19 protein-coding genes, 1 pseudogene and 1 CRISPR repeat array are annotated in these 20,166 nt (G+C 68.3%); of the genes and pseudogenes, 15 read left to right on the forward strand and 5 right to left on the reverse strand.

What is annotated here, in order from left to right:
* Positions 1-104: 104 nt before the first annotated feature.
* A complete protein-coding gene (locus KUTG_RS60335; RefSeq protein WP_157495470.1) occupies positions 105-383 on the reverse strand; it encodes a hypothetical protein in 279 nt (92 codons plus the stop codon).
* A gap of 135 nt (positions 384-518) precedes the next feature.
* Between KUTG_RS60335 and KUTG_RS52380 the strand changes: the two genes are divergently transcribed.
* The 4 genes from KUTG_RS52380 (at position 519) to KUTG_RS52390 (ending at position 2,529) form a co-directional block, all read left to right on the forward strand.
* Positions 519-785 carry a hypothetical protein gene (locus KUTG_RS52380; RefSeq protein WP_043727690.1) on the forward strand — a complete coding sequence of 89 codons (267 nt, stop codon included), beginning with the start codon at positions 519-521 and terminating at the stop codon, positions 783-785.
* Positions 786-952: 167 nt separating this feature from the next.
* The gene (locus tag KUTG_RS60340) at positions 953-1,102 is read left to right on the forward strand and encodes a hypothetical protein (RefSeq protein WP_157495471.1); all 150 of its coding nucleotides are present in this window, start codon (positions 953-955) and stop codon (positions 1,100-1,102) included.
* Between the two features lie 152 nt (positions 1,103-1,254).
* On the forward strand, positions 1,255-1,611 hold the full coding sequence (locus KUTG_RS52385) for a hypothetical protein (RefSeq protein WP_043727691.1): 357 nt from the start codon (positions 1,255-1,257) through the stop codon (positions 1,609-1,611).
* A 351-nt stretch (positions 1,612-1,962) separates the two neighbouring features.
* On the forward strand, positions 1,963-2,529 hold the full coding sequence (locus KUTG_RS52390) for an EF-hand domain-containing protein (protein ID WP_043727693.1): 567 nt from the start codon (positions 1,963-1,965) through the stop codon (positions 2,527-2,529).
* Positions 2,530-2,677: 148 nt separating this feature from the next.
* Here KUTG_RS52390 and KUTG_RS52395 read toward each other — a convergent pair whose 3' ends face one another.
* Positions 2,678-3,439, reverse strand: a complete 762-nt coding sequence (locus tag KUTG_RS52395; RefSeq protein ID WP_157495472.1) for a hypothetical protein — start codon at positions 3,437-3,439, stop codon at positions 2,678-2,680.
* A gap of 32 nt (positions 3,440-3,471) precedes the next feature.
* Here KUTG_RS52395 and KUTG_RS52400 point away from each other — a divergent pair, with 32 nt between their 5' ends.
* From KUTG_RS52400 to KUTG_RS52415, 4 genes are all read left to right on the forward strand, one after another.
* Positions 3,472-4,269 (forward strand): DddA-like double-stranded DNA deaminase toxin, encoded by a 798-nt coding sequence (locus KUTG_RS52400; RefSeq protein WP_157495473.1) that lies wholly within the window; start codon positions 3,472-3,474, stop codon positions 4,267-4,269.
* Complete coding sequence (locus tag KUTG_RS52405) at positions 4,266-4,685, forward strand: Imm1 family immunity protein (RefSeq protein ID WP_043727698.1); 420 nt, start codon at positions 4,266-4,268, stop codon at positions 4,683-4,685. The genes KUTG_RS52400 and KUTG_RS52405 overlap by 4 nt, the downstream gene beginning before the upstream one ends.
* A 334-nt stretch (positions 4,686-5,019) precedes the next feature.
* A complete protein-coding gene (locus KUTG_RS52410; protein WP_043727700.1) occupies positions 5,020-5,256 on the forward strand; it encodes a hypothetical protein in 237 nt (78 codons plus the stop codon).
* A gap of 144 nt (positions 5,257-5,400) precedes the next feature.
* A complete protein-coding gene (locus KUTG_RS52415; RefSeq protein ID WP_043727703.1) occupies positions 5,401-6,195 on the forward strand; it encodes a PIN domain-containing protein in 795 nt (264 codons plus the stop codon).
* A 212-nt stretch (positions 6,196-6,407) separates the two neighbouring features.
* Here the strand turns inward: KUTG_RS52415 and KUTG_RS52420 are convergent, their stop codons facing one another.
* Positions 6,408-6,593 (reverse strand): hypothetical protein, encoded by a 186-nt coding sequence (locus KUTG_RS52420; protein ID WP_043727705.1) that lies wholly within the window; start codon positions 6,591-6,593, stop codon positions 6,408-6,410.
* 786 nt (positions 6,594-7,379) lie between these two features.
* Here KUTG_RS52420 and ltrA point away from each other — a divergent pair.
* Positions 7,380-8,699 carry a group II intron reverse transcriptase/maturase gene (gene ltrA, locus KUTG_RS52425; RefSeq protein WP_198047692.1) on the forward strand — a complete coding sequence of 440 codons (1,320 nt, stop codon included), beginning with the start codon at positions 7,380-7,382 and terminating at the stop codon, positions 8,697-8,699.
* Positions 8,700-8,822: 123 nt separating this feature from the next.
* Here ltrA and KUTG_RS52430 read toward each other — a convergent pair whose 3' ends face one another.
* Both KUTG_RS52430 and KUTG_RS65635 read right to left on the reverse strand, forming a co-directional pair.
* Positions 8,823-9,041 (reverse strand): hypothetical protein, encoded by a 219-nt coding sequence (locus tag KUTG_RS52430; RefSeq protein ID WP_043727707.1) that lies wholly within the window; start codon positions 9,039-9,041, stop codon positions 8,823-8,825.
* Positions 9,042-9,050: 9 nt separating this feature from the next.
* Positions 9,051-9,185 carry a hypothetical protein gene (locus tag KUTG_RS65635; RefSeq protein ID WP_255361001.1) on the reverse strand — a complete coding sequence of 45 codons (135 nt, stop codon included), beginning with the start codon at positions 9,183-9,185 and terminating at the stop codon, positions 9,051-9,053.
* A gap of 137 nt (positions 9,186-9,322) precedes the next feature.
* On the opposite strand from KUTG_RS65635, the gene KUTG_RS66955 reads away from it, so the two are divergent.
* The 6 genes and pseudogenes from KUTG_RS66955 to KUTG_RS52455 all read left to right on the forward strand — a co-directional run bounded on the left by KUTG_RS66955 (position 9,323) and on the right by KUTG_RS52455 (position 20,070).
* A complete protein-coding gene (locus KUTG_RS66955; protein WP_369794692.1) occupies positions 9,323-9,616 on the forward strand; it encodes a tetratricopeptide repeat protein in 294 nt (97 codons plus the stop codon).
* A 679-nt stretch (positions 9,617-10,295) separates the two neighbouring features.
* A pseudogene (locus KUTG_RS52435) lies at positions 10,296-11,000 on the forward strand (hypothetical protein); the annotation flags it as partial.
* 389 nt (positions 11,001-11,389) lie between these two features.
* On the forward strand, positions 11,390-12,625 hold the full coding sequence (locus KUTG_RS52440) for a DNA polymerase Y subunit UmuC family protein (protein WP_198047693.1): 1,236 nt from the start codon (positions 11,390-11,392) through the stop codon (positions 12,623-12,625).
* A gap of 214 nt (positions 12,626-12,839) precedes the next feature.
* A complete protein-coding gene (locus KUTG_RS52445; protein ID WP_043727709.1) occupies positions 12,840-16,160 on the forward strand; it encodes an error-prone DNA polymerase in 3,321 nt (1,106 codons plus the stop codon).
* Between the two features lie 12 nt (positions 16,161-16,172).
* A complete protein-coding gene (locus KUTG_RS52450) occupies positions 16,173-16,805 on the forward strand; it encodes a GNAT family N-acetyltransferase (protein ID WP_052396490.1) in 633 nt (210 codons plus the stop codon).
* Positions 16,806-17,222: 417 nt separating this feature from the next.
* A CRISPR array of direct repeats spans positions 17,223-17,414; the repeat unit is 30 nt; unit sequence TACGCCCTTCGGCGTGAGGTCCGACTGAAC.
* Positions 17,415-18,309: 895 nt separating this feature from the next.
* Entirely contained in the window at positions 18,310-20,070 is a 1,761-nt protein-coding gene (locus KUTG_RS52455) for a Cas10/Cmr2 second palm domain-containing protein (protein WP_157495474.1), read from the forward strand.
* Positions 20,071-20,166 lie beyond the last annotated feature (96 nt).

Raw genomic sequence — 20,166 nt, forward strand, 5'->3', positions numbered from 1 at the left:
CGCGGGCAGGCACCTGGTTTCCGGCCGCCCAGTCGCGACGAGAGCGGACTGTTGTCGTGGTGGTCGTGGTCGTGGAGGGGCGCCGCCGAGTGCGGTCTCTATCGTCAGGAGGCCAGCAATGCGGTGCCGGTCGCGCCGCAACACGAAGCCAGCGAGGAGCGCGTGTCGATGGCGATGGTCCGTTCAAGGGCAGCGGGCCGTCCGGCTTGCTGGGCGACGTTACCCGATCGGCGTAATGGCGAGCGGGTGCGTTCGGTGCGATATCCGACGGGATGGGTCGAATGAGTGGAGGGGAGCCCGAACGCCGTCTCGATGTCGACAACGTCGTCAGCGGGACCGTTGTCGGCAATGTCGTGCAGGTCGGGTCTGCGGGCAGTGTTCACGTGGGCCGGCTGGATCAGCGTGGAGCCGCTACCGGGAGCAGGTCGAGGCGATCGCTCCCGACCGGCTCGTCGGCCGGCAGGACGAACTTGCACTTCTGACAGCGTTTTGCCTGGCACCGACGTCATCACGATCGCATGGCGAACCTGCTGCGCATCGCGTGGCGGTACCGGGACATCGCCGGGTTCGACGCCGAGGGATGGGCGACGTACGCCGACGACGCCCCTGAGCCGGGTGGCCTGTTGGCCGTAGACGATCGGCTGGGGAGGATCTGGTCGAAGCCCGAGGGCGAGTCGGGCGCGGAGTGGGCGCTGAACACGAACCCGTCGCAGCGGCGAGCCTGGACGCAGTTGCCGGCCGAGTACGGGCCGGTGAAGCCACGGGCATGCAGCGGCCAGCCCTGAGATGCACGAGGCACTGTAGATGCTGCCCGCGCGCCCCCAGGCGGCTGCGCCGGCACTTCGAACGCGTCACCTTGACGGCGGGCATTGGGATTCCCCTGGACCTGGCCATCGCCACGAGGTAGCCCAGACCGCGCCGTGCTGGTCACTACCGGCTGCAGCCGGTAGTGATGCCAGTGTCGGAGGTCATTCTGGTCGACCACGACACGTTCGCCGACGGCGGTCTGACCTGGGACGAGAACACGGTTCGCTGGGTTCGACTCGGGGTGACGTCGTGCCGGCGGCGGCGCGCGACCGGCTGCGGGCCGCACGACCGGTAGTTCGCGGGCTCACGAGGGTGAATGCTGTCGCCTGGTCGGGTTGACGCTAGGGACGGGTCTCCCGCCTGGGTGCAGGGGCGGAACATCCTGGAGGTACGGCGAGGACACAGCAGTGGCTGGGGCGGATCGGGGTCGGGCTCGCGGGTCTGGTGATGGCGGTGGCGGTGGTGCCGGCGGCCTACGCGGCCGGCGGGACGGCCTTTGCCTACAAGGGCAAGCTGGCCAGTAACGGGAGTCTGGTCGTGACCGGGAACCTGCGTTGTTCCCAGCCCCAGACGGTCTCCCTGGAAGTGGTTGCCGCCCAGACCGTCCAACAGGAAGGAGACACCGTTCCCCGCGGCAAGGTCACGAAGTCGGGGCTGTCGTGCACCGCGAAGATCACCGACTGGACCCTGACGGTGCCAGCCACCGACGTGAAAGACCCGTTCCGCCACGGAACAGTCGCTGTCGTGATGTCCGCGACCAACGGATCCGAACTCAGCAATAAGGGCGAGTTCCTTACCGTGTAGGGCCGCACCGACAACACTATCCTGGCGACGTTCACCGGTTCGATGGCTGACCTGCGGCCTAGGTGTTCGAAACCACGGGCGACGGGGGCATTGGGATTCCCCTCTGCGCAGGTCAGACGGCAGTACGGCACACATAAGCGAGCGGCGCGTGAGGTGGGGGAGTGGGTGTGACGGCCATCGGTGAGACGGGTGGTCAAGGGGGCACCGGCGACACCTCCTTCGGGCCGGGACAAAACGGCCATGGAGGCTAGGTCGTGATTCGCTGGTGGCTTGAAGGATTCCACGACATCGTGGGACGCGTTCACCGGCACGGTGGTGGTGGCGCCGCGCGCTTTGCGTTACGCAGGAGCAATGAGCGACTCGGAGATCCTCACCGCGAAGATCAACCATGGTTTTGATCACCTCGACGCCGACGGCGATGGCCAGCTCACAGAACACGATCACGTGCTGATGGGCCAGCGTGTCGCCGCCGCGTTGGGCCACGCGCCCGGCTCCGACTCCGAGGGCCGCATTGTTGAGGCCTACGTGCGGATCTGGCGGGAGCTGCACCTGCCGCACATCCCCGGCGGGGGCACGACCATCGTCAAGAAGCAGTTCCTGCGCTCAACCCTGACACTGGCCTCCGATCCCGCAGCCGCGCAGGCCACGGTCGGCGCGTTGGCCGAGGCGTTCCTGGCCATCACCGACACCGATCAGAACGGCCAGGTCAGTCCGTCGGAGTTCCGGGCCTTCGTCGCCGGGCATTTCCCGGGATTGAGTGAGGCCGAGGTCGAGCAGGCGTTCACCCACTTGGACACCGACGGCGACGGACGCCTGTCCGCCGGGGAGTTCGTGCGAGCCACCATCGACTACTGGACGAGCAGCGACTCGGACGCGCCGGGCAACTGGATCATGGGCACGCCAGTCTACCTTCGCTGACCCCGGCCACGAACTGCGCCGTTGGCCCTGGAGTACGTCGCTCCGGCGGAGGTGAAGGCGTTGAGTCGCCGATGCGGATCTTCGATGAGGCGTCGGCGGCTGAAGTCGGCAAGATCACTCATGAGGGTGATCGCGCGAAGTCCTGCGATCACCAGCTCCGGGAACGCGGCACTGTCGCTGTCCACTCCGCACCGCCGAAGTTCCAGGAGAACATCCGCCGGTCGGCAAGACCGGCAGCACTCGGTGCTGGGCGCGCCGGCGACGTGTCCAGGGTCGCGAAACGGGGCAGGCCACGGCCGTCCCGAACCGCGCGGGCAGCCACGAACAAGGCGAACTCGTAGACCTTGACCACGACAGCGGCGCGGTCACTCTCGTCGTAGCAGTCCAGTGCCTGACGCGTCAGCTCCACGACCCGCTGGCGGTCACCGGACTGCTGGGCAGCCACCGCCCGCGCGAGAACGCGGACGCCCACATCCGCTGAGTCGGTTGCGTCCTCCTCGGTGTTCCCATCGTCATCGAAGCTGCGCACCCGAATCGGCCTGTTGTCCGGATGCTCAGCGCGCAGTGCGGTAACCGAGGTCTCGATCAACGCGGTAAGCAGAATGTCCCACTTTCCCGCGGAGGAGTGCTCGGCGGTCGTCGCGATCGCGGCCTCCAGACCGCCCTCGACGCCAGCCCGCAGCACGTCCCGAATCACCCGGCGCATGCGAGCCGCCGCAACCTCGTGCACCTGCGCTACCCCCGTGTTGTCGCAGGTGTCGACCGTAGACGAGACGATCACATACCGCCGCCGATTTGCGATAAGGCGACCTCTGTGTGGCTGGCCTCGATCGCTCGTCCAGCCAGAACGGCGTGTGATCAGGCTGGAGGCGATCAGCGTGCTGACCTGCACAGTCCGCTCGACGGCCACGGCCCCATACCCCTACGGTCGGTGGAATGTCCATGCAGGAGGTGATCACGGCTCTCCACACCACGTTGGCGCACCTCGAACGCGCACGTGAACGCCTCGCCGAGGGCCGGCGTGAGTGGGCCGGTGCCGCCCAGCTCTACGTGGACACCCTGCACGACTCGACGCAAGCAGAACCCGTCGCGGTGCGGCAGATCGCCAAAGATCTGGACCAGACGATGTTTCCGCGGCTCTACGTCATCTTGTTCAACGCTCAGGCGGCCATCAAGAAGATGCTGCGTCTGTACGGCGCCGAACCACCGCCCCGCACCCCACCCGCGCCACCGCGCCAGCCTCCGCCCGGCGGACGACCAGCGCCCGGACAGGCACCGCCGAGCGGGCCGGCGGCGGTCACTAACCGGCACGGCGATCGCTACCCATCCGAGGCCGCCGGACTGGTGGAGAATCTGCCGCCTCGTGTCGTCTCGGGCGCGGGAGATCGGACCGTCGGCGTGCCGCGTGTGGGCGGGCGGGCCGCTGCGCCGATCGAGTCCGGCTACGACCCCGAGCTGAGCGAGGCGATCTCCGCCCGGCTCGCCGAACTGGGTGTCCGGGATACGTACCTGCGGTTTCACGCCGAGCTGAAGGTCGCTCAGATGATGGTCCAAACCGGACACCTGGAGGTGGAGCTGGCGATCAACAACGTGCCCTGTGGGATCGAGACGCAGCGCAACTGGGCCGATACCTGCGACAAGGTCCTGGACCGGTACCTGCCGGCGGGCTCCCGATTGACCGTGTACGGCACGACCCGGGACAATCGTCCCTGGCGCAGAATCTACGGATCCAGGAGGTGAGCAGCCTGACCACGATGGCCCTGCTCGACCTGGTCGACGACGGCGGTGCCGACATCAGCGACGTCGACGACAGCCAGACCGCCCTCGAACTGTTGCGCGCGGCCGCCGCGGCGGGCCCCAACCAGACCTGGACCCTGTTCTCCGGCGCGGTCAGCGAGCGGGAGACCCCGAGCCTGGGCGTGGGGTTGAGCGAGGACGGCACTCACGGATGGCTGTCGTGGTGGGACGGCGCGCACAGCTTCACGCCGGCCTCGACCTCCCGCACCGGCCGCTGGGTGGACTACTGGTGCGCAGGCCAGCACATGCAGGTCGACGAAGGCCGGCAACTGCCCACCGACACGGTGCTGAACGCGGTCCAGGAGTACCTGACCACCCACCAGCGCCCGACCAGCGTCGCGTGGAAGCGCGAGGACTAGCTGCCCGAATTGTCCGGCCAGGGGGATTCCAGGCCCGCATCGATCGCGCGGTACACCAGCCGTAGGTTGTGCGCCGTCGTGTTGACCAGTTCCAGCATCACCGGATAGTCCTCGGGTCGACAGCGGCGCATCGCTCGGTCAGCGCGCCTGCTCAGGACCCTACGCCGACGGGTCGCCCACCAGTTCCCGCCTACGGGGATGCGCTCCAGCTCGACGATCAGCAGGCCAGCCCTTCGCGCCGCTCGCTCACGCAGCACGTAGGCCGCTGGCCGCTCCGGGTCGTCGAGATCGACCAGCGACAGCAGCCGTCCCTCACGAAGCCGGCCAGCCCCGGATGTACGACGAACTGGTACTGGCCGGAGCCACGGTAACGGTGGACCCCACGCGGCGCTGGGTGCTCGGCAGTGACGTCTTCGTCGACCTGCTGGTCTGCGCCGCCGCCGGTGAGGTGCGGGTCCGTACCAGCGGCGGCGATCAGTCAGCGACTTCACCCCACGTAACCGCCGTGGTGATCAACTTCTATCGGCGCAGAATCGAGGAATGCGATCGACGTCGGCCCGACGACGAGTAGACCCTCACCGCGCTCGGCAGCGACGTTGGCGGGCCCGTCGTTTAGCGGGCGAGGCACCTAACCTCCCGCGCCCCCTGGGGCGTCCTCGCCCGCGCTGCGACGTGGTGCCGCTGTTGGCGGGCCTCTTCGTGGGAGCATCGTCCGATGTTGGTCTCCCCGCTGCGGGGCGTCGACCCGTCCGACCTTGCGAACTTGCTGCGGACCCTGAAGTCCGAGGTGGACAACCTGCACTCCGTTGGAGGGGGTGCAGATCGCGGTTCGTTCCGACGCATGTGGGAGTACCTGGAATGGGTGGACTACGCCGTCCGTCGGCTTGGTCAGAAGGTCAGTACGACCACCGCGGATCGTCTGGTGCGCACCCGCAGATACGAGCTACTGCTCGCCAACTCGGTCGCGATGAGCGCCACCCCTGTGGTGGACGTCTACCAGGAGCGGCTGCTCAACACCATGGTCACCAACGAGCTGACCGCCCGCTCAGACGCATTGGAGCGGGCAATCACCGAGCTTGACGGCGCGAAGCGGTGGCGGAGCTGGAGCTGGCTGGTGGTGCTGGACACCAACGTGTACCTGGAACACGAACGCAAGCTTGAGGACCTGGACTTCGGCGACATGATCGGCGCCGGCGACCAGTCGGTGCAGCTGCTGGTGCCGATCGCGGTGGTGGATGAACTCGACAGGGCCAAGCGCAACGACAGGACCAGGTGGCGGGGGGCCTACTCGTTGGCGCACATCATCAGGACCGTGAACGAGAACGACGGCGTGCTGCGCGACACAGATCCCAGCTCCGCACGCGACCAGCCGCGACACGGCCGGGTCACCGTCGAGATCGTCTCCGACCCACCAGGCCACCGCCGTCTGCCCGACCCGGACGACGAGATCGTGGACCGCGCTCTGGACATCCAACTCCGGGCCGGCGCAGCGGTCACGATGGTCACCTAGACACCGGCATGTCCTGGCGCGCGAGTAGCGCCGGTCTCACCGTGATCGCGCTCGACCTCGATCCCGGCCCGGAGCCCCCGCCCTCGTCGCGGACGACATCCCGTCGCGCGAGCCGCGCGTCCCGATCCTCGAAGTGAACCAGCTGGGGCGGGCGGTGGAACGGTCGGCTGCCATTGGTGGCATGGAGGCGGCAGCCGGCCGGACCTGGTGGATCAGGGAGCGTTGTGCAGCCGGACGTCGTTGTCGTCGCCAAGCGCGACGGCCGCCTCGATGGCCTGGTGATGGAACCACGCGAAGCGCTCGATCAACAGCTTGACGCTCTTGCGATTGTCATCGGTGTCGAGATGTGGGTTCTTCAGGCAGCTGCGTACCCACACCAGCAGCGCGGCGAGGCCCATGACCTCCTTGACGACGAAGCGTTGCCAGGCATGGATGTTGCGAGGAAGGCCGTCGTCCGTCTACGGCGGGCGGATGTAGCTGCGGAGGTCCAGGGCGGTCTCGATGAATCCCGTGCCGCCGCCGGCCTTATCCCAGGGCTTCCGCGCGACCAGCAAACTGGAGGTGGCCTGGTGTAGGTGATCTCTGGTTGTCAGCTCGTCGTCGCTTGCCGGTGTGAGTCCGGTCCGGGTAGTTGCCAGGAAGCCCGGTAGCAGACTGGCGGCTCGGCGGGGAAACCTGTCGGGTCGAAGCCCAGTGTCAAATGCCCTTCAAGGGGGAGCAACTGAGCGGTCCGTAGCATCACGCGAAGCCTGCGGCGTCGTTAGAGGTCCCGCCCGTGGGTGGGGTGCAGGGAGTGCCGAGCCGCCGAAAACACGGTGAAGGCCATGGAAGACGCTGAAGACCTGGAAGTGCAGGCGTCGAAGGACTCCCCGGCGTATGGGGCTCGGAACGTTCAGACAGTGGCGGCGGGAACTGGTGAGACCCTCCCCGGCCCGGCAACCTGCGGACAGGTGTTGCCGGAGCGCGGCGCTCTATAACCGATGACCTCGGGAAGTGAGCTGCCAGCTGGAAGGGAGTCGGAGGCGGCAGTAGTACCGCTTGAGCCGACCGGACAACATAACCGGCGGTGAGGGAAGGGCCGCTACTTCGTCGACGCGTCTGTTCGTCAAGGAAGGGCTCGGTGAGTGCCGATGTCGGCTAGTCCCACCGCTGCGGGACGTTCTCCCGCGGATCCGGTTCGTGCCTTGCAACATGCGCTGTACCGGACGGCCAAGGCCGATCCCGGACGACGGTTCCATGCGCTGCGGGACAAGGTTTTCCGCAGAGACGTCCTGTGGCGCGCATGGGTCGCGGTGCACCGTAACGGCGGTGCGCCGGGCATCGACCACACCACCCTGGCCGCCGTGCAGGAGTACGGGGTGACCCGGCTGTTGGACGAGGTGGCCGTTGAGTTGCGGGAGGGCCGGTACCGGCCGTTGCCGACGCGTCGGGTGTTGATCCCGAAGCCGGGCAACAAGGCCGAGTTGCGGCCGTTGTCGATTCCCGCTGTTCGAGACCGTATCGTGCAGTCAGCTTGCAAGATCGTGCTCGAGCCGATCTTCGAGGCCGACATGCTGCCGTGTTCGTTCGGATTCCGACCGAAGCGCAGCCCGCACGATGCCTTGCAGGTCCTCGTGGATGAGGCGTGGCGGGGCAGACGGTGGGTGGTTGAGACGGATATCGCCAACTGCTTTTCGGCGATTCCGCACGAGAAGTTGATGCAGGCGGTCGAGGAACGCGTCTGCGACCAGGCCGTGCTCAAGCTGCTGCGCGCGATGCTGCGCTCGGGGGTGATGAGCGACGGGGTGGTGCGGCGTGAGGTGACCGGGACCCCGCAAGGTGGCCCGATCAGTCCCTTGCTCTGCAACGTGTACCTGCACCGGCTCGACCGGGCATGGGACGTTCGCGAGCATGGGGTGCTGGTCAGGTTCGCCGACGATGCCGTGGTGATGTGCCACTCTCGGCGGCAGGTGGAGGCCGCGCTGGCGCGGCTGACGGAGTTGCTGTCCGAACTGGGCTTGGAGCCGAAGGCGGCCAAGACCAGGATCACGCACCTGACCGAGGATGGCCCAGGCGTGGATTTCCTGGGGTTTCACCATCGGTGGGTGCGTGCCGAGGGACGCACCGGCGGTAAGGGGGTTGCCTTTCTCGCTCGCTGGCCTGCGGACAAGGCGATGCAGCGTGCCCGTGACCGGATCCGTGAGTTGACGGACCGGCGCAGGATGTTGCTGCGTGTTGAGGTGATCGTGGAGGATGTCAATCGCTTCCTCCGTGGCTGGGCCGGGTATTTCCGTTATGGGAACTCGGCTTTGCGCTTCGAGAAGATCAGGAGCTATGCGGTGATGCGGCTGGCGGGTTTCGTGGCCAAGAAGCATCGCCGCACCCGAGCGTTCGGTCGCTGGGTGATCGCCTTCGCGTCCGACAACCAGCTCGGCCTGATCCGCCTTGATGGAACCGTTGTTGCACCCAGGCCGTTTCGGGCCTGGCGGGTGGTGTCGAATGCCGGCGGTGAACGGCGTCGGTAAGCCGTGTGCGGGAGAACCGCATGCACGGATTGACGGGCGGGAGCTGGAAACGGAGCGCCCTGGCTATGGACACGGAGAAGAACAGCCCGGCGGGAAACCGTTGGGCCCCAACGGCTCCGGGACCTACTGTCGGGATACGCCACCGCGCCAGCTCTCGACCCTCCATTCTTCCGGATACGAGCCGGTGAAGTCGGCGTTGTGTCGGACGTTGAGCAGCCATTCGCGGTAGGCAGGTCGCCACGGTTCGCCAGGGTCGCGGTCGCCGTCGTCGGGCACGTAGTGGCGTAGAACTTCGCAGATCGCGATGCCGAGCAGGTCGAAGCTGTCCGCGGTGATATTCATGAGGAATGCTCATTCTTCGGTGATCGAGTGGGAGTCGTCGCACATCTGCTTGGTGTCGCCCAGCCACCGCTCGACCTGGACGCGCAGTGTCGCGTTCCTCGACCCACAGCCGGAGTCCTGGAAGGTCTCACGTAGCGGAGGCATAGGGATCCCATCTGAAGGCGATACCAGCCCCGCGCCGCAGGGAAATCTGAGTTGGGATACTACCGCCGGACGAGTCACCGCCAGGTTCGCTTGCAGGGACCTATGTACGGGCGTTCGGCGCCGACAACCCGTACACCCTGACGGCGCAACACAATCTCGCCTCGTGGCTCGATGAGGCGGGGGACGCGGCGGGTGCGGTGCGGGCTCTGGAAGCCGTTGTCGCCAATGACCGCCGCGTATTGGGCGCCGACCATCCTGACACTCTTCTGGCGCGTAACAACTTGGCGTTTTGGCGTGGCGAGGGCGGGGACACGGCGGGTGCAGTGGCTGAACTGGAGGCCGTTCTCCCCGACCGTCTACGTGTTCTGGGCCCTAACCATCCCGACACCGTCGTGACGCGCAGCAATCTTGCTCGCTGGCGCTCTCAATGACGCGACCGTCACTCGTTCTGCGGTATGTCAGCCGGCCGACAACTTGCCGGTTGAGTTTTGTCACCTCGACAAGCAAGTCAGGCACCTCAAGGCCGCAGGTGTCCGCCATGGACTGCAACGCCCTGGCGTGTTGCGGCAACACGAGAGTATGACCGTCTACACGCGACATTCGGGCTCGACTCGGCGGCCGTCACGGTGGGCACGGTGCTGAGTCCGGATTACTCGCACCACATCGGTTCTGCCCGTTCGTGCTCACACCGCCGCCGCGCACGAACCGACCGACACCGCAGCCGGCTGTCCCCACCGTAGACGCCGCTCACCGCCGCGCGGCTCCTCATACAGAACGCCGCCCAACAACCCTTGCCCCAGCAATCTCGGTATCCGCTCCGCGTCGACGGCATGTCATGTGGACTTGACGGCAATCGGTTCGGCCTGGTTCTGCTGAGTTTGCGCAGGCAGACCGCCTCGTTGGTGACGGGTGGTGGTGCTACGACCGCAGTGCGAGATCGTTGGCTACGTGGTGTGGTGTCCCGCTCCTGGGCTTGACAGTGGCCGCTCCTCTGGCTCATTGTGCCGAACAGGTGTTCGATGACGGTTCTGGGTTCGTCCGCGGCTTCCTCACGCGGCTGTCTCCGGTGCGGGTTCGTGGTGCTGGAGGTGGAGTGCTGGAGGTGGAGTGGTGGCGGTGCCCAAGGCTCTGGCGGGCTTGGCCGCAATCCCCGGGGTGCGGACAGCGGCGCAGCTGCACCCCGAGACGACAGCATCCACTGAGTCACTGATGGTCTTGCCCGCATTGACCCGCCTGTTCCCGGCGGGTGGGTTACGGCGTGGGTGCACGATCTCCGTCGCCGGGTCGACCTCGTTGGTCTTGGCGCTGCTGGCGGCCGCCACCACGTCTGGTTCCTGGGCGGCGGTGACCGGTCTGCCCGAGCTCGGGTTCGCCGCGGCGGCCGAACTCGGGGTCGACCTGGACCGGCTCGCGCTCGTGCCTCGCCCCGCCGCTGACCTGGTGACCGTGCTCTCTGCACTGGTCGACGGGTTCGATCTCGTCGTGGTCGGCCCGGTCATCACGCGCGGCATGCAGCCGCAGGTCGCGCGGCGGATGTCCGGACGGGTCCGCAGCCGCGGCGGTGTGGTGATCACGGTCGGCGCTTGGCCGGGCGCGGACCTGCAGTTGCGGGTCTCGGGACGGCGCTGGCGCGGTGTCACCGCTGACGGTTACGGGTATCTGCGGTCCTGCGAGGTGGTCGCGACCAGCCGTGGCCGCGGTGGTGCGGCCCGCCCGGTGTCGGTCTCGCTGCAGCTGCCGGGGCCTGATGGTGTCCTGGCCGTGGCTGAGTCAGTCGGCGCCCGGGTCGGTGGGGGCCATGTCGAGGTGCTGGGTGAGTGGTGTCTCGGGGCCGCGGCTGCTGGTGGTTTGGTGTTCCGGGACTGGCCGGTCGTGGCGGCCGGGCGTTCGCAGCGGGGGACAACTTCGAACGGCCCCCGGCCGCGGGTTTTCTTCGGCGAAACCGGGGTCGTTGGCGTGTTTCGGCGGCGGGCGCGGCCGCCGGCGGGGGTACGGCGTAGGATTGCGGCCGCCCCGAAGGCCCAAGTCGCGGTGGTCCCGGGGCTGGGTGGTGCATTCAGCATGATCCTGATCGGGATGCGGCGGTTGTTTTGAGCCGGGTCGCCGCCCGTTCGTGGAACGGCAGGCCGTGGGGCGTGGAAGGTGGTGCGCCCCGGGATTCGTCGCGGTTCCCCCTTCGCTGGCGCGGCGGGTTATTTTCGGAGGTGGAGGACGCGCTGGTCGAGTTGCTGCTGGACGAAGTGGCGGCACGCACGGGTGTGGAGTGTCAGATCGGGATTGCCGACGGGTTGTTCGCCGCGGTCCTGGCCGCTCGCCGGTCGGCGGTGGTGGAACCCGGTGGCGCTGCTGGGTTTCTGGCGCCGTTGTCGATCACCGAGCTGGATCAGCCGGGGGATGATCGAGGCGAGCTGGTCGGCGTGCTCCAGCGGCTGGGACTGCGCACTCTCGGGGCGTTCGCCGCCCTGGCCGAGCGGGATGTGGCTGGCCGGTTCCCGCAGGACGCGATCCTCGCGCACCGGCTGGCGCGTGGGTTGTCCCAGCGGCCACCGCTGCGGCGCCGCCTGCCCCCGGAGCTGACGGTGACCGAGGAATTCGAGACACCGCTGGAGCGCATCGATGAGGCTGCGTTCGTGGCGAAGACGCTCGGGGAGCGATTCGTGACCGGCCTGGCGCGCCACGGAGTGGCGTGCACGCGACTGTCGATCGTGGCGGTGACCGAGGCGGGCCAGCAGCGGGTGCGGGTGTGGCGCAGCGCGGAACCGTTGACCGCCCGCGCCACTGCGGACCGCGTCCGATGGCAGTGCGAAGGCTGGCTGACCGCCCGCGACAGCCCGACCGCGGGAATCGTCCGGCTACGCCTAGAGCCCGAGGAGGTCGTCGGGGGGCAGGCGCTGCAACTGCAGCTCGGTGCGATGGGCCGCGACGCCGACGCCGCGGACCGCGCGCGCCGCGCCGTGGTGCGGATCCAGGGCGTGCTCGGCCCGGACGCCGTGCTCCGTCCGCTGCTGGATGGAGGCCGTGGCCCTGCTGAGCGGGTCCGACTCATCCCCTGGGATGAACCCCGTGCTGCCACTGCGATCGACGCGCCCTGGCCTGGCGGATTGCCCGCCCCGTCACCCGCGACAGTCCCGCAGCGTCGCGTGCCCGCGGTCGTGCGCGACCACGGCGGCAACGTCGTGGGCTGCACGCAGCGCGGCGACCTCAGCGCACCGCCCGCCGTGGTGGCGATCGAGAGCGAGTCGCCACGGACAGTGCTGGGCTGGGCAGGTCCCTGGCTGCACACCCCGCCACTGCCACCCTCAGATGAGCGCCGGACCGTAGCGCGATTGCAGGTGGTGCTCGCCGCCGGGCAGGACGACGAGGAAGGTGAGCGGGCGCTGCTGCTCACGGTGACGGTCGGCCCAGAACCACAGTGGACTGTGGAAGGCGTGTACGACTGACCGGGACGACCGCTCACAGGCGCAGTGAATCACGCCATCCGAAGGGCTCCGGTGCCGCACGGAGGCGTGCTGGGTCGTTGACCAGCGGTTACGGGCGTCGGGCCGGGTTGACAGGAGCGGTTTCCTCCCTCAGGATCAGCACTGTCGATCGTACTGGTGTTCGAATATAAGTCGCTGGCTTCCCCACAGCGCGCCTGGTGTGGTGGGAGCTGGAGTGGCGTTCAACAACCCCAACGTGCCGTGGTCGGAGGTCGAGCGGGTCGCCTCCGGCCGCCCGCCGGTGCTCGGCGATGGCAACGACTCCCCGGCCTGGAGCGGTAAACGCGAGGGCTACCGCGCACCGCACGATCTGGATGGCCCTCGCCGCCCCCGCGACGACGGCGGGGCGCGGGTGCCGTACGCGGAGCTGCACGTCCACTCGAACTTCAGTTTCCTCGACGGCGCATCCCACCCCGAGACCCTGGTGGAGCAGGCCGCTCGGCTGAAGCTGGACGCGATCGTGCTGACCGATCACGACGGACTGTATGGGGCGGTGCGGATCCACGAGGCCGCCCGCGAACTCGGGGTCCGGGTCGGGTTCGGCGCTGAGCTCTCCCTCGGCCTGCCCAGCCCGCAGGCCGGACAGCCCGATCCGGCCGGGACGCATCTGCTGGTGATCGCCCGCGGGCAGGCGGGCTACCACCGGCTGTGCCGGGTCATCTCCCACGCCCAGCTCGCCGGAGGCGAGAAGGGCCGCCCCGTCTACGACCACACCGAGCTGGTCGACGAGCTGGCGGGGCATGTGCTGGTGCTGACCGGGTGCCGCAAAGGCGCCGTCCGTCAATCCCTGGCCGAGGGCGGACCGGGCGCTGCCCTGGGCGAGTTGCGGGCGTTGGTCGACCGGTTCGGTCGCGACCACGTCGCGGTCGAGCTCTACGACCACCGGCTGCCCCTGGACTCCACCCACAACGATCACCTGACCGCGCTCGCGAACGAGCTCGGGCTGCCGACGGTGGTGTCGAACAATGTGCACTACGCGCGCCCCCGGGACGCCGTTGTCGCCGACATGCTCGCCGCGGTCCGTGCCCGCCGCGCCGCCGAGGACCTCGAGGGCTGGCGCCCGCCGGGTGGGCAGGCGTTCCTGCGCTCCGGCGCGGAACAACACGCTCGGTTCGAGCGCCGCTACCCCGGTGCGGTGGGTCGCGCCGCGCTGCTCGGCGGGGAGGTCGCGTTCAATCTGAACCTGATCGCGCCGGACCTGCCGCCGTTCCCGGTGCCCGACGGACGCGACGAGATGGCGTATCTGCGGGACCTCACGTGGCGCGGCGCCGCCACCCGCTACGGCCACCGCGACGACAACCCGACCGCGTACGCCCAGCTCGACCACGAACTCGACATCATCGACAAGCTGGGCTTCCCGGGCTATTTCTTGGTGGTCTGGGACATCGTCAGGTTCTGTCGCGAATCCGGCATCCTCTGCCAGGGCCGCGGCTCCGCCGCCAACAGCGCGGTCTGCTACGCCCTGGGCATTTGCCATGCCGATCCGGTCCGCTGGGGCTTGTTGTTCGAGCGATTTTTGGCGCCGGAGAGGGACGGGCCGCCGGACATCGACGTCGACATCGAGTCCGACCGCCGTGAAGAAGCGATCCAGTACGTCTACCAACGCCACGGCAGGCTGCACGCGGCGCAGGTCGCCAACGTCATCACCTACAGGGCCCCGTCCGCCATCCGCGACGCCGCCAAAGCGCTGGGCCACAGCCCCGGCCAACAGGACGCCTACAGCAAGACCATCGACCGGTGGGGCGGCGTCGCCGCCACCGCCGCCCAACCCGAGCACGGCATCCCCACCGACATCCTCGATCTGGCCGCGCGGATCGAGGGCTTCCCGCGCCACCTGGGCATCCATTCCGGTGGCATGGTCATCTCAGACCGGCCGGTTTCCGAGATCGTCCCGGTCGAGTGGGGGCGGATGCAGGACCGCAGTGTTCTGCAGTGGGACAAGGACGACTGTGCCAGCATCGGTTTGGTCAAGTTCGATCTGCTCGGTCTGGGCATGCTTTCGGCGCTGCACTACATGATCGACCTCGTGGCCGAGCACGACCAGACCACTGTGGACATCGGCACGCTCGATCTGGCCGATCCGAAGGTGTACGAGATGCTGTGCGCCGCGGATGCGGTCGGGGTGTTCCAGGTCGAGTCCCGCGCGCAGTTGGCGACGCTGCCCCGGCTGCGGCCGCGGAAGTTCTACGACCTGGTCGTGGAGGTCGCGCTGATCCGGCCCGGCCCGATCCAGGGCGGCTCGGTGCACCCCTATATTCGGCGTCGCCGTGGCGACGAGCAGTGGGAGCACGCGCATCCGCTGCTGGCGTCCAGTTTGGACCGCACGCTCGGGGTGCCCCTGTTTCAGGAGCAGGTGATGCAGATGGCCGTCGCCGTCGCCTCCTTCACCCCCGCCGAAGCCGACCAGCTCCGCCGCGCCATGGGCGCCAAACGCTCCGGCGCCAAAATGCGTGCCCTGCGGGCACGTTTCTTCGACGGCTGCGCCGCCAACGGCCTCGACGAGCCGTTGGCGGCCCGGATTTTTGAGCAGATCCACGCATTCAGCGGCTACGGCTTTCCTGAGGCACACTCAATGAGTTTCGCTTTGCTCGTCTACGCCTCCGCGTGGTTCAAGCGGTACTACCCGGCCGCGTTCTGCGCGGGGCTGCTGCGCGCCCAACCGATGGGGTTCTACAGCCCACAGTCCCTGGTCGCCGACGCCCGACGCCACGGCGTGCACGTCCACGAACCCGACATCAACACCAGCCTCACCCACGCCACCCTGGAACCCGACCACGACAGCATCGGCGGCCAGGCGGTCCGCCTCGGCCTCGCGGGCGTCCGCCACCTCGGCGTCACCGCAGCCGATGCGATAGTCGCCGACCGCGACGGGCGCGGCGTATTCGCCGGAATCGGCGACCTCACCGAACGGGTGCAGCTGACCAAAGCCACTCTCGAAGCCCTGGCTACGGCGGGCGCCTTCGCATGCTTCGGGACGGACCGCCGCCAAGCTCTGTGGGCGGCCGGCGCCGCCGCGACCACCCGGACCGGGCACCTGCCCGGGCTCGCCCCAGGACTCGACGCCCCCGCGCTGCCCGGCATGACCCGGCTCGAGATCACCGCCGCCGACCTGTGGGCGACCAGCATCTCGCCGGGCAGCCACCCAATGCAGTACCTACGCGACCTGCTGACCCAGCGAGGCGCGATCACCACCGCCGACCTCACCCGCGCAGAGAACGGCACCCGGGTCTGGGTCGGCGGCGCCGTCACCCACCGGCAGCGCCCCGCCACCGCCGGCGGCATCACGTTCCTCAACCTCGAGGACGAGACCGGGATGGCCAACGTGCTCGTCTCACCCGGACTGTGGACCCGTCAACGCGTCCTCGCCCGCGCCAGCGCCGCGCTGCTCATCCGCGGCCAGGTGCAAGCCGTCGAAGGCGTCGTAACCCTGGTTGCAGACCACCTGGAACCTCTCGACCTGACCATGGCCACCGGCCCCTCCCGCGATTTCCGCTAACGGGCCTGCGCGATGACCGACCCCACCAGCATCGTCGGCGGACCACCCTCGGGAGCCCGCGGCGAATACGGCGACCTCATCCCCATACGCCCCACCATCCCCGGGAGACCCATGGCATGCCTGCGCGGCCACCGTCTCGAACTCGGCGGGATGACCGCCACCTACAACCACCGATACCGGCTGCACGCCACCCTGTGCGAAACCTGCCGCACTCTGGAAGCGTGCACCCCCACAGCACGCCGCCGCGCCGAATGGGCTCACCTCGATGTCGCGCGCCAGCACGCCGCTGACGCCGCGCCGACCGGAGGCTTGGTCTTGATCGCACTCCCGCCTGCCACGGGTGCGATGACCGGACACATCGAACTTCGACTCGACGGCGCGACGGTGGGCGCCGCGACCCTGACCTGCTGCCTGTCGTGCCACACCGGCACCCTTGACGACGTCCACGTCACACCCGACCACCGTCGCCTCGGATACGGCCGCACCCTGGTTGCCGCCGCCTTCGCCCGCGCACCCGCCTACACCTGGACCGCCCCCATTCCGGGCAGCGCGGTCGGTCTGGCCTTCCGTACTCGGATCGAGGTTCCTCGCTCTGGCGTGGTGTGCGTGCATCGGGTGCCTGAGCCTCCTTGGCTATGCGACTGATGCTCACCACTGGCCGTAGCCACAGGGTTGGAGGGTAATGGGGTCGACGGGATCGTCGAGGTGGTGCCCGAAAAGCACGTCGCACCGAATGTGGTTCTTGAGGCGACGTCCGCTTCGGCTGCAGACGGTGAGCCTAGACCGTATGGTGCATGACCGTGGACGCGGCCGGGCGTCATAACATCGCATTGTGGACGGATGGTGCAGGAAATTCGCCTGGTAACACAGTCGATGGACGTCCTGGCGTTCAGCACCATCGAGTTGTTGACGCTTGCCTGTCAGGAACGGCGGCTTGACGACAAAATGTGGGCCCGGATTGTCCAGCGCTCGTCCGCGACTGCGTCGTCGACCTCCCGCACTATACCGACGTCCAACCGTCGACGGTCTGATGGTCGGCCGGGTGCGGTACGTGACGATCAAGTTTCTTTACGCCCTTCGGCGTGAGGTCCGACTGAACGGTGGAAATGACGACAGAGCGAGCCAGGGGGACAACTCCCGTTTCTATACGCCCTTCGGCGTGAGGTCCGACTGAACTCGAGCTCACGCTCAGGAAGCCGCACGCGGACAAGCACTGGGTTTCTATACGCCCTTCGGCGTGAGGTCCGACTGAACCCCTTCATAACTACCAGGGCTCCGACCAGGGACGATACAGCGGTGCTGCACGCGAGGCCAGACCGACAGTCCCCGCTGATCGTCTTCTTCCACCAGAAGGCGCAAAGTGGCTGGTCCTGGCGTCGCACGCGAGAACGGTATTCGATCTCCACGCCACCCTCCCCGAATGGAGTACACCTCAGAACACAGACCAGCACGGTTTGTTCGGTTCGCGATCAGCCTCGCCGAGCGCCATAGCCCGGGCCGGAATGTGGTGCACGCTAGCAGGACGTGCATCGGATCGATAGAAGGCTCAATCATTGCCGCAGGATGATCGGTCACCGTGGTCCGTTCAACGGACGCTAGTGGGCCACGCTGCGCTGCATGCGTGAAGCGCGGTGCTCGGACGTTCAACGGACGCGATCTCAACCTGACCGTGGATGCAACCCCCGGGGGCGTGACCTCGCCTTCCATCGGGTCCGCTACGTCAACGAGGTCATACCGGGACAGCTGTTTCTGCAGGTCCTCTGGCGTGACCTCGCCAGCTTCCCTTGCGCTTATGTGCCGCCGTTGGGCTGCGGTGTCGTGCGCGCGGTGTGTCTGGCCGCGGGCACATGACGCCGTCGCGGCGCACGTGGAGGACCCGTTACGCCGTTCGAGGCATCTGTGTGGGCCTGGGATGGATCAGCTATGGCGAATCCCCTTGATGGAGTAGTAACGCGCGGAGTCGCCGTGGCAATGTGCGGAGGGCACACGGTGTGGCACGCATGGCGTGCTACACGTGCAGATACAAGGCGGCGGCCGCGCGTGTCAATTAGATCTACCACGTAACGACGACCATCAGGGTCGCGATACTCCGGGCGCTCGCCACGGACAAAACCTGAAAAGAGGCGGCGCGGTGCGGGACGGTGCCCCGATGGATTTGGTACTTATCGCGATCGGTGGTGTGCAGAAATTTATCGCCGAGTCGCGATCCACCGCTGACGTCGCAGGTGCCAGCCTGACAGTGCAGGAACTGGCCCGGACCGTGGCCCGAACAGTCGAATCAGCGCTGGGAGACCAGCCCTCGCCCGCGGGTCTGGTCGTCCCCGAGCCCACGGCCATCGGCACCGACGGCGTGACCAGCCGGATCGTGTTCGTCGCCGAACACCAACAGGGACCGCCGATCGCTATGCAGGCCGCGGATGCAGTCGCGGACGCCTGGCGGAACAGACTGGCCCGGGTCTTCCGAGGCGCCGTCGAGGCGCCGACTACACCCGGTTTTCCCGACGTCTGCTGGGTCTGCGTGTCGGGGCCGCTGGACACCGATGCGGACTACCGCCAGTTGTGGGACGCCGGCCGGGCGGCGCTGCTTCAACGCCGCCGCAGCCGGATCTTCACCCACACGACGGTCCGCAACCAGACGTTGTGCCCGCAGTCGCCGCAGTTCGCCGCCGTCAGCACGCCCCCCGTGGACGCCCGATCACACGAGAAGGACCGCGGCGAGATGTTGTCCGCCGCCAGTTGGCTCAAACGGCTTGCGGCGCGAACGCAGACCCAGGACGGGTTTCCGTCGACTGCGGCGATCGCATCGGCCTCCTATCGACGCGCCCTGATCACCACCACGGGGATCCAAGCGGACCTCGCCGTGCCAGTGCGAGAGCTGGCCCGTGCCGCGGCCGCCACCGGTGGCGCTGTGAACGAGCCGGAACTGGCGCAGACTGAGGTCCCCGACACACTCCGGCCGTTGGCCGCCGGATTGGGTGCGTGGGTGCACCCCGACGCGTGGGACCTGCACACCCTGCGCCGCGAGAACCCCCGCGTGTCCGCCCAGACCGTCACCGCCGGGTACCAGGCCGCGACCCGGATCCACGCACTGGCAGTCGCCGCGGGTGCCCCGGCGCTGACCAGCTACTACGCGATCGTCGTGCAGGACATGGACAAGCTGGGCACCGCGCTGGGCCGGCTCGGTCGCGACGAGCAGCAGGCCGCCTCCCGCGCCCTGCTGGAACTAGGACACGCCGAACGCGCCACCGTACAAGGACGCGACGGGTTCACCGTCTACGCCGGCGGCGATGACCTGCTGGCGTTCTGCCCCGCCGCGCAGGCACTCGCCCTGGCCGAGGACCTGCGCCGGCTGATCGCCCACACGCTGCCCAGGACCCCGCTGGCCGCGCGCGGACCCGGTGGCGCCGAGGTGACCGCGTCGACCGCGGTGGTGTACGCGCACATGTCCAGCCCTCTCGGCGAGGCGATGGCCACCGCACGCGAAGCCATCGAGCAGGCCAAACACAGCGGCCGTGACGCGGTCGCGGTCGTGGCGCGCCGGCGAGGCGGTGAACGCGCTCGCACCGTCCAGCCCTGGCACATCGACCGCAGTGGCCGTGAGGGCGACGGCAACGCCGCCCAGCTGCTGCGTGCGATCACGCCGTCCGCCGAAGAGTTCTCCCCGGGCTTCGCCTCCGATCTGGAACGGGACCGGCGCGGCCTGGTCGAGCTTGCCGAACACGCGCCTGCTGTGCTGCTCAAGGAATTGACCCGACTCATCGCGCGTCACGGCACACCCAACGAGCGCGCCGGTCAGCGGGCGCGGGCGATGCACTGGCTGGCGATCCGGGAACGACACCGCGCCACAGCGGGCTTTGATCCGCTGCCCTCGGCGCTGCTGGCACGGTTTCTCGCCCAGGAGTGCCGATGACCACGACCTGGTTGCGATTTCGGCCGCTGGACACCGTCATGGTGCGCGACGGCCGTGCGTTCGACGCGGGCCTCAACGCCCGCGCGGCCGCGACCG

The sequence above is a fragment of the Kutzneria sp. 744 genome, from assembly GCF_000568255.1.
Lineage (GTDB): Bacteria > Actinomycetota > Actinomycetes > Mycobacteriales > Pseudonocardiaceae > Kutzneria.